Source organism: Nocardioides sp. (assembly GCF_030655615.1).
GTDB lineage: Bacteria > Actinomycetota > Actinomycetes > Propionibacteriales > Nocardioidaceae > Nocardioides.
In genome coordinates this window covers 1-13,394 of the sequence record NZ_JAURVJ010000019.1, presented here as the reverse complement: position 1 = coordinate 13,394, position 13,394 = coordinate 1, and the positions used below count along the sequence as shown (strand labels likewise).

At 75.5% G+C, this 13,394-nt stretch carries 16 protein-coding genes; 8 read left to right on the top strand and 8 right to left on the bottom strand.

Annotated features, from left to right (window positions below; all coding sequences use genetic code 11):
• Window positions 1-104 precede the first annotated feature (104 nt).
• The 3 genes from Q7T52_RS01520 to pknB all read right to left on the bottom strand — a co-directional run bounded on the left by Q7T52_RS01520 (window position 105) and on the right by pknB (window position 3,821).
• Window positions 105-764 (bottom strand): ABC transporter ATP-binding protein, encoded by a 660-nt coding sequence (locus tag Q7T52_RS01520; protein WP_304798930.1) that lies wholly within the window; start codon window positions 762-764, stop codon window positions 105-107.
• Window positions 761-1,681: an ABC transporter ATP-binding protein gene (locus Q7T52_RS01515; RefSeq protein ID WP_304798928.1), complete on the bottom strand. Its 921-nt coding sequence runs from the start codon at window positions 1,679-1,681 to the stop codon at window positions 761-763. The genes Q7T52_RS01520 and Q7T52_RS01515 overlap by 4 nt, the downstream gene beginning before the upstream one ends.
• A gap of 100 nt (window positions 1,682-1,781) precedes the next feature.
• Window positions 1,782-3,821, bottom strand: coding sequence for a Stk1 family PASTA domain-containing Ser/Thr kinase (gene pknB / locus Q7T52_RS01510; RefSeq protein ID WP_304798926.1), 2,040 nt, complete (start codon window positions 3,819-3,821; stop codon window positions 1,782-1,784).
• Window positions 3,822-3,929: 108 nt separating this feature from the next.
• Between pknB and Q7T52_RS01505 the strand changes: the two genes are divergently transcribed.
• From Q7T52_RS01505 to Q7T52_RS01495, 3 genes are read left to right on the top strand one after another with little or no spacing between them, the layout of a single operon-like run.
• Complete coding sequence (locus Q7T52_RS01505) at window positions 3,930-4,328, top strand: Rv2175c family DNA-binding protein (RefSeq protein WP_304798924.1); 399 nt, start codon at window positions 3,930-3,932, stop codon at window positions 4,326-4,328.
• A 20-nt stretch (window positions 4,329-4,348) separates the two neighbouring features.
• On the top strand, window positions 4,349-4,876 hold the full coding sequence (locus Q7T52_RS01500) for a ribonuclease domain-containing protein (RefSeq protein WP_304798922.1): 528 nt from the start codon (window positions 4,349-4,351) through the stop codon (window positions 4,874-4,876).
• A gap of 16 nt (window positions 4,877-4,892) precedes the next feature.
• Window positions 4,893-5,288, top strand: a complete 396-nt coding sequence (locus Q7T52_RS01495; RefSeq protein ID WP_370692274.1) for a barstar family protein — start codon at window positions 4,893-4,895, stop codon at window positions 5,286-5,288.
• 144 nt (window positions 5,289-5,432) lie between these two features.
• On the opposite strand, the gene Q7T52_RS01490 is transcribed toward Q7T52_RS01495, so the two are convergent.
• Window positions 5,433-6,539: a polyprenyl synthetase family protein gene (locus Q7T52_RS01490; RefSeq protein ID WP_304798921.1), complete on the bottom strand. Its 1,107-nt coding sequence runs from the start codon at window positions 6,537-6,539 to the stop codon at window positions 5,433-5,435.
• Window positions 6,540-6,570: 31 nt separating this feature from the next.
• On the opposite strand from Q7T52_RS01490, the gene metF reads away from it, so the two are divergent.
• Both metF and Q7T52_RS01480 read left to right on the top strand, forming a co-directional pair.
• A complete protein-coding gene (metF, locus tag Q7T52_RS01485) occupies window positions 6,571-7,458 on the top strand; it encodes a methylenetetrahydrofolate reductase [NAD(P)H] (RefSeq protein ID WP_304798920.1) in 888 nt (295 codons plus the stop codon).
• 32 nt (window positions 7,459-7,490) lie between these two features.
• On the top strand, window positions 7,491-8,108 hold the full coding sequence (locus tag Q7T52_RS01480; RefSeq protein ID WP_304798919.1) for an SIMPL domain-containing protein: 618 nt from the start codon (window positions 7,491-7,493) through the stop codon (window positions 8,106-8,108).
• 24 nt (window positions 8,109-8,132) lie between these two features.
• On the opposite strand, the gene Q7T52_RS01475 is transcribed toward Q7T52_RS01480, so the two are convergent.
• Complete coding sequence (locus Q7T52_RS01475) at window positions 8,133-9,449, bottom strand: NAD(P)/FAD-dependent oxidoreductase (RefSeq protein ID WP_304798917.1); 1,317 nt, start codon at window positions 9,447-9,449, stop codon at window positions 8,133-8,135.
• A 23-nt stretch (window positions 9,450-9,472) separates the two neighbouring features.
• On the opposite strand from Q7T52_RS01475, the gene Q7T52_RS01470 reads away from it, so the two are divergent.
• A complete protein-coding gene (locus Q7T52_RS01470) occupies window positions 9,473-9,952 on the top strand; it encodes an AAA family ATPase (protein ID WP_304798915.1) in 480 nt (159 codons plus the stop codon).
• On the opposite strand, the gene Q7T52_RS01465 is transcribed toward Q7T52_RS01470, so the two are convergent.
• The 3 genes from Q7T52_RS01465 to Q7T52_RS01455 are packed head-to-tail and all read right to left on the bottom strand — an operon-like array spanning window position 9,941 to window position 12,457.
• On the bottom strand, window positions 9,941-11,362 hold the full coding sequence (locus Q7T52_RS01465; RefSeq protein WP_304798914.1) for a hypothetical protein: 1,422 nt from the start codon (window positions 11,360-11,362) through the stop codon (window positions 9,941-9,943). The genes Q7T52_RS01470 and Q7T52_RS01465 overlap by 12 nt on opposite strands.
• Window positions 11,353-11,973 (bottom strand): DUF4126 domain-containing protein, encoded by a 621-nt coding sequence (locus Q7T52_RS01460; protein WP_304798912.1) that lies wholly within the window; start codon window positions 11,971-11,973, stop codon window positions 11,353-11,355. The genes Q7T52_RS01465 and Q7T52_RS01460 overlap by 10 nt, the downstream gene beginning before the upstream one ends.
• Window positions 11,974-11,983: 10 nt before the next feature.
• Window positions 11,984-12,457 (bottom strand): YbaK/EbsC family protein, encoded by a 474-nt coding sequence (locus tag Q7T52_RS01455; protein ID WP_304798910.1) that lies wholly within the window; start codon window positions 12,455-12,457, stop codon window positions 11,984-11,986.
• A 61-nt stretch (window positions 12,458-12,518) separates the two neighbouring features.
• Here Q7T52_RS01455 and Q7T52_RS01450 point away from each other — a divergent pair, with 61 nt between their 5' ends.
• Window positions 12,519-12,986, top strand: a complete 468-nt coding sequence (locus Q7T52_RS01450; protein WP_304798908.1) for a hypothetical protein — start codon at window positions 12,519-12,521, stop codon at window positions 12,984-12,986.
• 1 nt (window position 12,987) lies between these two features.
• Window positions 12,988-13,394 (top strand): endonuclease/exonuclease/phosphatase family protein (locus Q7T52_RS01445; protein ID WP_304798906.1); only part of this gene is annotated, 407 nt, incomplete at its 3' end.

Below are 13,394 nucleotides of genomic sequence, written 5' to 3'. Positions count from 1 at the left end.
CGGTCGCCGCGACCAGCGCCGCGGCGGTGAGGGCCAGGAGCGCGGTCGGACCCGCCACGACCCGCAGCGACCGGACCACGACGGGACCCCGCGTCACGTGCGCATCAGACGGCCCGGTGCCGGGCACGCACGAGCCGCCCGTCGGTCATCGCGTGGTGCTCGTCACACAGGTCGACGACCTCGGGGTCGTGGGTCGCGACCACGACGACCGACCCGGCGTCGGCCTCGGCGCGCAGCAGCCGCATGACCTGGCCGCGGGTCGTCGGGTCGAGCTCGCTGGACGGCTCGTCGGCCAGCAGCACCGGGGCGTGGACGACGAGGGCGCGCGCGATCGCCACCCGTTGCAGCTGGCCGCCCGAGAGCTCCTCGACCTGGCGGCCGCCTAGGTCGGCGAGGTGGAGGTCGGCGAGCGCCTCCTCGGCCCGGGCGTCGGCCTCGCCGGGCTTGACGCCGCGGGCCCGCAGGGCGACCGACACGTTCTCGCGGGCCGAGAGGATCGGCACGAGGCCGTAGACCTGGAGCACGAACGCCACCTCGGCCGGCGGGTCGCCGGTGCCGCGCCAGGTCGGCGTCCCGTCGAGCGTCACGGTGCCGGTCGTCGGCTCGAGGAGGCCGCCGACCACCGACAGCAGGGTCGTCTTGCCGGACCCGCTGGCCCCGGACAGGGCGACGAGCCTTCCGGGCTCGAACGTCAGGTCGATGTCGGCGACGATCGGGCGCCGGCCCACGGTGTAGCCGACGCCGGTGACGACGACCCCGCTCACGGCTGCTCCGGGGTGGTCGCCGACTGCTCGCGCGAGATCGTCAGCCGCTCGTCGTCGGTCTGCTCGATCCGCACGAGGGTGCCGGCGGGCCAGAGCTCGACGAGCTGGGTGGGCAGGTGGAGCAGGCCCTCCTCGCCGACGACGGCGTACTCCGAGCCCGACCGGCCCTCGGCGCCGATCCGGCCACCCTTCATCGTGATCGTGCGGGAGAACGTCGCGGCCACCTCGGCCTGGTGGGTGACGACGACGACCGTGGTGCCGAAGTCGGTGCCGATGCGGTGCAGGAGCGCGACGACGGCCTCGCGGTCGGCGTGGCCGAGCGCGCTGGTCGGTTCGTCGGCGAGCAGCAGGCGGGGGCCGGTCGCGACGGCGCAGGCGAGGGCCAGCCGCTGGCGCTGGCCGCCGGACATCGTCGAGACCGCCTGGTCGCGCTGGTCGGCGAGGCCGACGATCTCGAGCAGCTCGGTGGGGCGGGGGAGGTCGTCGCGGTCACCGCCACCACCGCCCAGGCGGGCGAAGCCGATGTTCTGCCGGGCGGTGGCGTAGGGGAGCAGGTTGCGGGTCGCGCCCTGCAGCATGGTGCTGACCAGCCGGGCGCGCACCCGCGCCAGCCGCCGCTCGCCGAGGCGCGAGATCTCCTCGTCGCCGAGGAAGATCCGGCCGGCGCTGGGCCGCTGGATGCCGCCGAGGAGCGTCAGCAGCGTCGACTTGCCGCAGCCCGACGGGCCGAGGAACGCGACGCGCTCGCCGGCCCCGATCGTCAGGTCGATACCGCGCAGCGCGACGACGTCGTGGCCGGCGAAGGTGCGGTAGAGGTGGACGACGCCCTCGCAGCGGACCTCGACCCCCTGCGGGCCTGACGGGCCCGTCGTACCGCCGCCGAGGTCCCAGGGCTGGTCCAGGTCGACGGAGGGCACCGCGACATCTGATCCCGCGGGTGCGCACGACGACAAGGGACGCGCCCGAGCCGTTATCGCGTCGTGACCGGCCCTTGTCGGTGTCGTGGTCCTGCGGAGGTCAGACCACGTAGAGCGTGACGAGGGATCCCCGGGGGGCCTGGCTGCCGAACTCGGGGTCGCTGCGGCTGACGTAGCCGAGGCCGAAGCCGCCGGGGGCGTCCTCGAACGCGACGTCGAAGCCGGCGCCGCGCATGGCGTCCTCGGCGGCCTCGACGCCGAAGAGGTAGACGTCGGGCACCTCGACCAGCTCGGGTCCGCGGGAGACCACGAACTCGATGACGTCGCCGCGGTAGTGGGGCCCGACCGCGAGGGGCTGCTCGACCACGTTGCCCTCGGGGACCTCGTCGTCGTAGGTGCGACGGGAGACCTTGGCGACCAGGCCCTTGTCCTCGAGCGCCGCCTCGGCGCGCTCGAACGGCTGGCCGACCCAGTCGCCGACCTCGATCGGCCGGCGGCCCCGGGAGATCACGAGGTCGACGGTGGTGCCGGGCTCGAGCTCGGTCCCGGCCTGGGGCTTGCTGGCGAGGACGGTGCCCTCGGCCACCTTCTCGGAGTAGCGGCCGACGCTCTCGCCGAACTCGAGCTGCCGCTCGAGCAGGGCGTCCTGGGCGGCGTCCTCGTCGAGACCGCGGACCTGGGGGACCAGCAGCTCGCCGAGGGAGAGGGTGAGGGTCACGGTGTCGCCCGGCAGCACCTGGGCGCCGCCGGGCGGATCGGCGTCGACGACGGACCCCGCGGGCAGGTCGGGGTCGTAGACGGCGTCGGCGTAGGCCACCTCGAGGTCGGCGTCCTCGAGCGAGGCGACCGCGGCCGACTGCTCCTGGCCGAGGACGGTGGGGGCGACGGTGTAGCGGGCCCAGCCGTACCAGAAGGCGCCGCCGCCGACGGCCAGGGCGAGGACGAGGGCCAGGACGAGCAGCAGGGGTCCACGCCGGCGCCGGCGGGTGCGCTGCCGGGGGTGGGGAGGCTCGGAGGGGGCCGCGGGCCGGACGATGCGCTGGGGGAGCACGGGCGGGGGCGGCGTGCGCTCCGGGGCCGGGGGCGGCGGGGCGAAGAGGGGCAGCGCGGTCGTCGGCTCGCGTCGGTCGAGCGGCTCCCACTCGTGCCCGGACAGCTCGTCGAGGTCGGTGGTGCGGTGGCCGACGTAGGGAGTGAGGTCCTGGGTCAGCTCGGGGTCGTCGCGCAGGCCGTCGGCGAGCGCCTGGCTGACGCGGTGGACCTGGTGCAGGAAGACCGCCGCGTCGGCCGGCCGGAGGGTGCGGTCGCGGGCGGTCGCGCGGGCCACGAGGGCGTCGACGTAGGGCGGCAGGTCGGGCTGGCGCTCGGACGGCGGCGGGACGTCGTGGTGGACGTGCTTGTAGGCGACGGCGATCGGGGTCTCGCCCTCGTGGGGCTTGACCCCGGTGAGCAGCTCGTAGAGGAGGACGCCGGCCGCGTAGACGTCGGCGCGCTCGTCGGCGCGGCCGTCGATGACCAGCTCGGGCGCGAGGTAGGACACGGTGCCGATCAGGACGCCCTGCGTCGCGGTGTGCTGGGTGTCGGCGCTGACCGCCTTGGCCAGGCCGAAGTCGGCGACCTTGACCCGCCCGTCGTCGGAGATGAGGACGTTCTCGGGCTTGACGTCGCGGTGGATCAGCCCGGCGCGGTGGGCGGCGGCGAGCGCCGAGAGCACGGGCTCGATCAGCGCCAGGGCCCGGGCCGCCGGCATCGGGCTCTCCTTGGCGATCGTGTCGCGCAGCGTGTGGCCGCTGACGAGCTCCATCACCAGGAAGACGGTGCCGTCGTCGTCACCCTGGTCGTGGACCGCGACGACGTTGGGGTGGGAGAGCCGGGCCGCGGCGCGCGCCTCGCGGACGAACCGCTCGGCGAAGTCGCGGTCGCTGTCGGAGTCGGACAGGCCCGCGTGCATGATCTTGACGGCGACCGTGCGGTCGAGCCGCACGTCGAGGGCCTCGTGGACGCTGGCCATGCCGCCGCGCGCGATCCGGGGCCCGAGGCGGTAGCGGCCGTCGAGGAGGCGGCCCTGCAGCGGGTCGGCGGGTCGGCCGTCGCCACGACCGGCCGGGCGCGCCTCGCCTGCGCCGGGGCGTGTCTGCACGTCGACCCTCCTGTCCGGCGGGGGAAGTCACCGGGGAGCCCATCGTACGGGGCCCGACGGCGGCCGGTCGGGTCCTCCGACCTCGGCGTGGCGTGCAAAACTGCAGCCATGTCCGACGCGTCGCCCGCCCAGCCCACCCCCGAGCCGACCCTGGCCGAGAGGGACCTGGCCGCGCTCGTGCCCGACTGGATCGACTGGGCCGAGGCCGCGCGCCGCCTCGAGGTCACGGTCGCCAAGGTCCGCACGATGATCCGCGACCACGAGCTCGCCGCCGCCGTACCCTCGCCCGGCGCCGGCCAGCAGGTGCCCGCCGACCTGATCCAGGACGCGCTGCCCGTCAAGGGACTGCCGGGCCTGCTCACCGTCATGCACGACAACGGCTACGACGACCGCGAGTGCATCGCGTGGCTCTTCCTTGACCAGGACTTCCCGGGCCGCGCGATCGACGCGCTGCGCGAGAACCGCGGCACCGAGGTCAAGCGCCGCGCCCAGGCGATGGCGTTCTAGCGGCAGTGGCGGGCTGAGGCGTGGTCATCTCCCGGGTGCCACCGCGGCCTGACGGGTTCGTCCCGCGGACGTCGGGTGCGCTGGCGCTGCTGCTGGTGCTCGCGGTCGTCATCGGGGTCTGGCTGCTCAACGGGCGCGACCCCGGCACGGGCACCGACCCCGGTACGTCGGGCGGCTTCACCAGCGAGCCGACCCAGACCGTGCCGCCCACCGCGGACGCGACCCCTTCGGTCGCGAGCGCAGACCTCCCGGAGACCGACCCCGACAGCGGGCTGCCCGTCGTGGCGCTGGCCGTGCTGCCGGTGGAGGCCGCCGACACCGTCGACCTCATCGACAGCGACGGGCCGTTCCCCTACGACGAGGACGGCTCGACCTTCGGCAACTTCGAGGGGATCCTGCCTGACCACGAGCGCGGCTACTACGCCGAGTACACCGTCGACACCCCCGGCTCCGGCGACCGCGGCGCGCGGCGGATCGTCGCCGGCGACGAGGGCGAGCTCTACTGGACCGAGGACCACTACGACTCGTTCGAGCGGATCGCGCGATGAGGCGCGTGATCGAGCTGTGAGCGGCCTCGCGGCCCTGCTCGCCGGCCGCTCCGAGCCCGGCGCCTACCTGTGGCACGCCACCTACGACGTCGACGACGTGCGGCACACCGTCGAGGCCGCCGGTCGCCCCTTCGCCCACGTCGACGGCGCGCTGGTCGAGTCGGTGCCCGAGCTGCACGGCGCGCTGGCGGCGGCCCTCGGGTTCCCCGACTGGTACGGCCGCAACCTCGACGCCCTGGCCGACTGCCTGCGCGACGTACCCGCCGACACGGTGCTGCTATGGGACGCCTGGGCGGGCGCCGCCCGCGCCGAGCCGCGGGTGTTCAAGATCGCGATCGGGCTGCTGGCCGCGCGGGTCAGCGTGCTGCTGCGCGGCCCGGGGCCCGAGCTCGGGCTGCCGTCGCTCGACTGAGCGGGGCGGGGCGGGTCGGGCGCGGGGCGGGCGCCGGCGGGGCGGCGGCGGCCGGGGGTTCGGGGCTTGTCCCGACGGTTCTGGGGTGTTGCAACGGCCCCGAAGTGCCGGATTACCCGGTGCACCGGGTATTCCTGCCGACGCCTACACCACCCGCTGCGTGACCGCCGCCGCCAGTCCGCGCAGCACGTCGGTGGCGTGCGGGTCGAGACCGGCCCGGTCGAGGGCGGCGACGGCGGTGGACGCGAGCTCGGCGATCATCGCCTCGACGCGGGCGTGGGCGCCGCTGGCGTCGATGACCTCGCGCAGCCGCTCGACCTCGTCGGCCTCGAGCGGGGTGCCGAGCGAGCGGTCGAGCAGGTCCGCGTCGGCCGGCGGGGCGGCGTCGAGGGCGAGGGCGACCAGGACGGTGCGCTTGCCCTCCACGAGGTCGTCGCCGGCGGGCTTGCCGGTGGTCGTGGGGTCGCCGTAGACGCCCAGGAGGTCGTCGCGGAGCTGGAAGGCCTCGCCGAGGGGGAGCCCGAAGCCGGTCAGCGTCGTCAGGACGTCGGGGGACGCGCCGGCGAGGGCGGCGCCGACGTGGAGGGGGCGCTCGATGGAGTACTTGGCCGACTTGTAGCGCAGGACGGTCATCGCCGCGTCGACGTCGGCGCGGCCGCGGGCCTGGACCGAGACGTCGAGGAACTGCCCCGCGATCACCTCGGTGCGGCACAGGTCGAACACCTCGAGCGCGGGTCCGACACGGTCCCAGCCGAAGCCGCAGCGGCGCAGCAGCTCGTCGGCCCAGCCCTGGAGCAGGTCGCCGAGCAGGATGGCGGCGGCGGCGCCGTACTGCTCCGGGTCGCCGCGCCACCCGGCCGCCCGGTGCTCGCCCTCGAGGGCGCGGTGGGTGGCGGGGCGTCCGCGGCGGGTGTCGGAGGCGTCCATCAGGTCGTCGTGGGCCAGGGCGCTCGCGTGGAGCAGCTCGAGCGAGCCGCACGCCCGCATCAGCCAGGCGTCGTCGGCCTCGGACAGCCGGGGCTGCACGGCGCGGAAGCCCCAGTGGCAGAAGGCAGCCCGGAACTTCTTGCCGCCGGCCACCGCGGTCCGCGTCTCGGCGAGCAGCCGATCGGCGTCGGGACCCAGCGGGGCGAGCAGCGAGGCCTGGCCGTCGAGGAACGTCGCGAGCGTCGCGTCGAGCGCCGTGCGGAAGGTCGCGCCATCGGGGGACCGAGCCCAGTCACCCGTTCGAGGTACGTCGCCGATGCCCACGCTTCGAGGCTAGAGCCATAAAGTTCGGGTCATGGCAACGGGTCGCGGGGTCAGCATGGCCGAGCTCATCTCGAGCGGTCAGCGCTCCATCTCCTTCGAGTTCTTCCCTCCCAAGGACGAGGCGGGGGTCGAGCGTCTGTGGCGCGCGATCACCGCGCTCGAGCCCTACCAGCCGACGTTCGTGTCGGTGACCTACGGCGCCGGCGGCGCGACCCGCGACACGACGGTCGAGATCACCGGGCGGATCGCCCGCGAGACCTCCCTGACCCCGGTCGCCCACCTCACCTGCGTCGGCCACACCCGCGAGGAGCTCGAGCAGATCCTCGACACCTACGTCGACGCCGGCGTCCACCACGTGATGGCCCTGCGCGGCGACCCGCCCGAGGGTCCGCGCGCCGAGTGGACCCCGACCGAGGGCGGGCTCACCTACGCCCTCGACCTCGTCGAGCTCGCCCGCTCGCGCGGCGACTTCCGCATCAGCGTCGCGGCCTTCCCCGAGGGCCACCCCAACGCCGCGTCCCGCGACGCCGACGCCGACGTGCTCGTCGCCAAGGCCCGCGCCGGGGCGGAGTACGCCGTCACGCAGATGTTCTTCCGCGCCCAGGACTACTTCGACCTGGTCCAGCGGGTCCGTGACCGGGGCGTCGACATCCCGATCCTCCCGGGCATCATGCCCATCCTCAACCTCAAGGCCATCCAGCGGCAGGGCGAGCTCGTCGGCACCGTCGTGCCCGAGGAGATCGTCGCCCGCATCTCGGCCCACGAGGACCCCGCCGCCGTCCGCGCCGAGGGCATCGCGATCGCGGCCGAGCTCTGCGAGGAGCTGCTCGCCGGCGGTGCGCCGGGCCTGCACTTCTACACGCTCAACTACTCCAAGGCGACCCTCGAGATCTTCGAGCGGCTCCAGATCACGGTCTGACCGACCCGCCCGTCCTGGACTAGCGTCGGGACATGCTGAGCACCCGCACCGTCACCACCACCGGCCACGGGTCGGTCTCCGTCCCGCGCGACGCCGCCGTCCTCAGCGTCGCCGCCGTCCACCGCGCGGCAACCCTGTCCGAGGCCCTGGCCGGCGCCGAGTCCGCGCGCGCCGCGGTCGTCGCCGTGGCCCGCACCCACGTCGACCCGAGCGCGATCCGGACCCAGGGCCTCGCCACCTGGCCCCGCCACGACGACGCCGGCCGCACCGCCGGCTACGAGGCGCGGCACTCGCTCGAGGTCCGGTGCGCGGGGCTCGAGGTCGCCGCGGCCCTGCTCCAGCAGCTCGCCGACGAGGCCGGCGACCGGCTGTCCGTCGACGGCGTCTCCCTGGCCTCGACGCCGAGCGCCGACCACCTCGCGGACGCCCGCGAGGCGGCGTACGCCGACGCGACGAGCCGCGCCGAGCACCTCGCCCGGCTCGCCGGCACCACCCTCGGCGCGGTCGTGTCGGTGACGGAGGGCGTCGCCTCGGGGCAGGTCCCGTTCGCGCGCGACGCGGTGGCCGCCTCCAGCAAGGCGGTGGTCGGGTTCGAGGGCGGCACGGAGGACGTGTCGACCGCGGTCACGGTGACCTGGGAGCTCGGCTGAGCGGGTCCTGACCGGGTCCAGCCGTCAGGCCGGGCCCACCGCGCCCGCGACCAGCGCGGCCCCCAGCCCGACGTAGGCCAGACCCGAGCCCGGGGTCGCGTGCGCGCCGGCGGCGTAGACGCCGGCCACCGGGGTCCGGGGTCCGAGCCGCTGCCGGACGGTGCCGCGGCCCTGCCACAGCACGCCGTAGGGCGAGCCGCCCCACGCCTGCACCGTGTCGTACGGCGTCCGGTCCACCCGGACGGCGACCCGGTCGCGCACGTCGAGGCCGACGCGGGCGAGCACCTTGAGCATGTCCTCGGACAGCCGGCCGCGGCCCTGCAGGGTCCAAGCGGTGTGGCCCGGGGGAGCGGTGCCGCCGGGTCGCACCACCACCATCGGGTCGCCGTGCACGACCGTCTCGACGTCGATCCCGAGGTCGCCCTCGAGCCCGAGGTGGGTGATCACGGGCGGCAGCGACGGCATCGTCCGCTCGACGAGGGGCGCGAGCGTCGGCAGCCGTCGCGGGTCGATCGCGCACACCACGACGTCGGCCGCGACCTCGCCGAGCCCCGTGCGCACGGCGGCGACCCGGCCGTCTCGGACGACCAGGTCGAGCGCGGGGCTGTCGAGCAGGACCGTGACGCCGCGCGTCTCCAGCCGGGCGGCCAGCAGGTCACGGAGCCGGTGCATGCCACCGGGCATGGTCCAGGCGCCGAAGAGCTGCTCGAGGTAGGTCGTCACCCCGGCCCAGGTGGGCACGTTGCGGAGGTCGTGGCCGTCGGCCGCGAAGAGGTGCCCGGCGACTGTCGCGGGGCGGTCGTCGCGGAACGCCCGGCGCAGCGTCTTGTGCAGGTGCTCGCGGCCGTCGAGGATCGCCGACACCTCGCGCGGCAGCCGGTCCGGCGTCCAGGGCTCCTCGAAGTAGTGGCGCCGGAGCACGTCCCACACCTCGGCGTACGGCGTCACGTAGGCGTCCCACGCCTCGCCGAGGCCCCGGCCGAGCTCGTCGAAGGCCTCGACCTGGGCGCGCCGCGAGCCCGCCGGCAGGCGAAGCGCGCTGCGGTCCTCGAAGCGGTGCTCGCGCACGATCGGGAGCGGCGTCAGCTCGTCGCCGGTCTCGACGCCGAGCTCGGCCTCGAGGGCCCGGCCGGTCTTGCGGAACAGGTCGCGCACCACGGCCGGCACGTGCAGCATCGTCGGCCCGGCCTCCCAGGTGAAGCCCTGGGACTCGACGGTCGTCAGCGCCCCGCCCAGGCCGCTCGACGCCTCGAGGAGGGTGACGTCGTGGCCGAGCTTGGCCAGCCGCGCCGCCGACGCGAGGCCGCCGTACCCACCGCCGACCACCACCACCTGCGCCACGCCCCGGAGCCTACGGTGAGGGGGTGGGCGTCGGACGGGTGCTGCTGGTCTGCGGGATGCCCGGCGCCGGCAAGTCCACGCTCGCGCGACGGCTCGCGGCCGAGCGTGACGGCGTCCTGCTGTGCCCGGACGACTGGTTCGTGGCACTGGGGCTCGACCCGCACGACGCTCGGCGGCGTCGCGCGTTCGAGCGGCTGCAGGGCGCGCAGGGCCTCGACCTGGCCGTCCGCGGGCTGACGGTGGTGTTCGACTTCGGACTGTGGACCCGGCCCGACCGACGCCGATGGCGTGACCGGGCACGCTCGGCCGGCGCGGCCGTGGAGCTGCACGCGCTCGACGTACCGCTCGTGGAGCGGTGGCGGCGCGTCGAGCGGCGCAACGCCGAGCCGGGCGCGGTGGTGATCAGCCGCGGGCAGCTCGAGTCGTTCGAGCGGTGGTGGCAGCCGCCGGACGCCGACGAGCTCGCGTCGTACGACGCCCCGCCCGGCCCGTCACGTCCGTAGGTCGGGCGCGGCCTCGAGCGCGCCGAACCCGGTGCCCGAGGTCGCGTCGAGGTGCGCCAGCAGCGCGACGTTGAGGGGCGCCAGCCGGTCGCCGGGGGCGAGCAGGCGGCAGGGGTCGAGCTTGGCGAAGAACCCGCCGGCCACGTCGGCGGCGACGAGCGTGGTGCCGGTCGCGACGCCGTCGGCGGCCCGCTCGAGCCGGCCGTCGCGGAGGACGACGTCGTGGGCGGACGTGCCGCCGACCGAGACGCCCTGGGCGTGGGTGGAGGGGCGACCGGAGCGCTGCGCGTCGATCAGCGGGAGCACCGACTCGACCTCGTCGACGGTCAGTCCGGGGTCGAGACCCAGCAGCAGGTGGTCCTGCAGGAGCGTGAAGAACGCCGGGTCGACCTGCGCGACCAGGGAGACCCCGGCCGACGCCCGGGTGTTGAGCTCGGTGGGGCGGAACCCGTCGGCGGTGAGGACGCCGTCGATCCCGAACGCGCCGCGGTAGCCGTGCGCGGCGGCGAGGTGGTCGCCCACGCGTCGCGCGGCCGACCGCATCTCCTCGCGGTCAGCCGACGGCGGGTCCCACCAGGTCGAGAGACCGCCGGGGACGAAGGTCCGCGTCGCGGGCCGGCGCAGGGTCGCAAGCTCGACCGGCCGGAAGACGGCGGTGCCGCCGGCGCGGGGCCCGAGGACGGTCCCGTGGATCGAGCACGGCACCCCGTCGAGGAAGGGCATCACGCGCACCCGGTCGCAGCGCGGCGCGAAGAACGCGTAGGCCGCCGCGCGGTCGCGCTCGTCGACGACCCAGCGCACGTAGTCGCCGCCGCCGTTGACCCCGTCGCGGGCGTCTCCGCTCCACACGACCCCGAGCCCGGTCGCCGGATCGGCGAGAGCAGTGCTCGCGTCGTCGAGGGCGGCGGCGTCGATCTCGCAGACGCGGTACGCCGCCCGCTCGACCCCGGCGGCGTCCCAGACCTGGTCGGCGAGCAGCTTGTCCTCGAGCGCGAGCCACGCGGCCGGCCGGCCGCCGGTGACCTGGCGCCCGAGCACCGGCTCGTCGGTCACGACGAAGGGCCGGGTGTGCCACAGCGCCCGGCGTCCGGGGTCGAAGGCCTCCACCGCGGCGACCACGTCGGGCGGGAGCGAGCGGGTCGCACGGTCGAGGACGCGGACCTCGTCGGTCAGCGAGGCCGTCGGGGGCAGCCGGACCGGGACCACCGTGCAGTCGCCGGGGCCGGGCACGGGGCCGGCGCCGGGGCCGGTCGCGAGCACCAGGACGGGGCAGCCGAGCGCCCGCAACCGAGTCACCAACGTGGTGTAGCCCGCCAGGACCCCGGGTCCGAGGACGACCGGGCGGCCGGCGTACAGCTCGCCGAGGCGCGCCGTCACGACGGCGCGGACCGTCGGGTCGCTCAGGTCCACGCCGGGCCCCCGGGGGGACCGCCCGGACCCCCCGCCCGTCGCGAGCGCCGGTCGCGGAACCGTCGCCAGCCGCGGCGCACGAGCTTGAGGGCGAACCACACGACGACCAGGCCGACGACGAGGAAGACCGCCGCGACCGACGCCGCGGCGACCGGGTGCGAGATCGCGAACGCGACCAGGCCGAGGACGACGAAGTCCTCGACGACGCTGGCCGTGATGTTGGTGACCGGCTCGGGGGAGGAGTTGATCGCCAGGCGCCCGCCGGCCTTGACGAGGTGGGAGGCGAGCGCGCTCGCACCGCCGACCGAGGCGCTGACGGCCTGGTCGAGCGAGTCGGCGTCGCCCGCCACCAGGACGCCGACGACCGCGCCGGCGGTCGGCCGGATGACGGTGGAGATCGCGTCCCACGCCGAGTCGACGTAGGGGATCTTGTCGGCGACGAACTCGATGGCGTACATGAACGCCGCCGCGGCCAGCACGTCCCACCGCCCCAGCACCTCGGGGGCGTCGGTGGCGCCAAGGCGCTGGCCCACCCCGAGGACCAGGACCACGAGGTAGGCGTTGACCCCGCTGGCCCAGCCGCTGGAGAAGGAGAGTGCGAGTGACTCCATGACCGACTCCCTACTCGACGTCGACGACGGTGGCGCCGGTGAGGCGGGCGAGCTCGTCGTAGGTGCTCGAGAACACCGCCGCCGGGTGCCCGGCCGCCGCCCACACGACCGGGTGCTGCTCGAGCCACGGGTCGAGGTAGGTCGGCACGGGCGCCGGGTGGGCGAGGGGCGACACGCCGCCGATCACCTGGCCGGTGTGCTCGCGCACGAACTCGGGGGTCGCGCGCCGGAGCCGCTCGACCCCGATCGTCGCCGCGACCTTGGCGGTGTCGACCCGGTGGGCCCCGGAGGTCAGCACCAGGACCGGGCTGCCGCCCGCGTCGAACAGCAGGCTGTTGGCGATCGCGCCGGGCTCGCAGCCCAGCGCCTCGGCGGCGAGGACGGCGGTGTGGACCGAGTCGGGCAGAATGACGATCTCGCCGGTCCCGCCGAGGCGCTCGTGCTCGGCGCGGAAGCGGGCCACCATCGGGTGCTCACTCGACATGGCCCCGACCCTAGGGTGCCGGACGGCACGACGACGACGGACGAACCGGAGGTGGACGCAGGTGGTGGAGGCGGTCGCACGACCCGCCGCGGTCACCCGCGCGGTGCGCCTCGTGTGGGTGCTGGTGCTGCTCGCGGCCGCGGTGACGGTGCTCGCGGTGGTGCTCGACGACGACATCCTGCGCTCGACCGCCGGCACGGTCTCCGCCGACGACACCCGTGTGCCCCCCTCATTCACCCCGGTGGTGATCGTCCTCGACGTCGTGGTGTCCAGCCTGGTGCTGGTCCTGCTGGCCTTCGTCCAGGGCGGCCACAACTGGGCGCGGCACTGCCTGGCCGTGTCCTTCGTCCTGCTCGCCGTCGCGACGGCGGCCGTGCTCCGCACCGCGCCGCCCGTGGAGTTCGTCCCGCCGCTGGCGGTGTGGCTCGCCCTCGACGGGCTCCTCCTCTACCTCCTCTACCGGCCCGAGACGACGGCCTACGTCACCCCGCGCGTCCGGGTGCCGTCCGCGCCCGCCTCCAGCGTCTGAGGTGCGGATCGTCAGTCTCAACGCGTGGGGCGGTGCGCTCTACGACGACCTCGCGGCCTGGCTGCCCGGCGTCGACCCCGACGTGCTCTGCGTCCAGGAGGCGCTGCGCACCCCCGACCTGCGCGGGTGGACCCGCTTCGACGACGGCGACCACGTGCTCCCGCAGCGGGCCGACCTCGTCGCCGACCTCGCCGAGCTGCTGCCCGCGCACGAGGTGACCTTCGTCGTCTCGGACTCCGGCCCGGTGACCGACGCCGACGGCCACGAGCACCGCCAGGACTTCGGTGTCGCCACCCTCGTCCGCGACACGCTCCCGGTGGTCGCGCACCGCACCACCTTCGTGCACGGGCAGTACGTCGACCACGCGGCCTGGCCGACCGGCGACCGGCCGCGGGCCGCGCACGCGGT

Bases quoted from the DNA above. Each gene is read 5' to 3' on its own strand.
- Q7T52_RS01480 (WP_304798919.1), top strand. From the start codon at position 7,491: ATGCTGAGCACCCGCACCGTCACCACCACCGGCCACGGGTCGGTCTCC.
- metF (WP_304798920.1), top strand. From the start codon at position 6,571: ATGGCAACGGGTCGCGGGGTCAGCATGGCCGAGCTCATCTCGAGCGGT.
- Q7T52_RS01505 (WP_304798924.1), top strand. From the start codon at position 3,930: ATGTCCGACGCGTCGCCCGCCCAGCCCACCCCCGAGCCGACCCTGGCC.
- Q7T52_RS01455 (WP_304798910.1), bottom strand. From the start codon at position 12,457: ATGTCGAGTGAGCACCCGATGGTGGCCCGCTTCCGCGCCGAGCACGAG.
- Q7T52_RS01460 (WP_304798912.1), bottom strand. From the start codon at position 11,973: ATGGAGTCACTCGCACTCTCCTTCTCCAGCGGCTGGGCCAGCGGGGTC.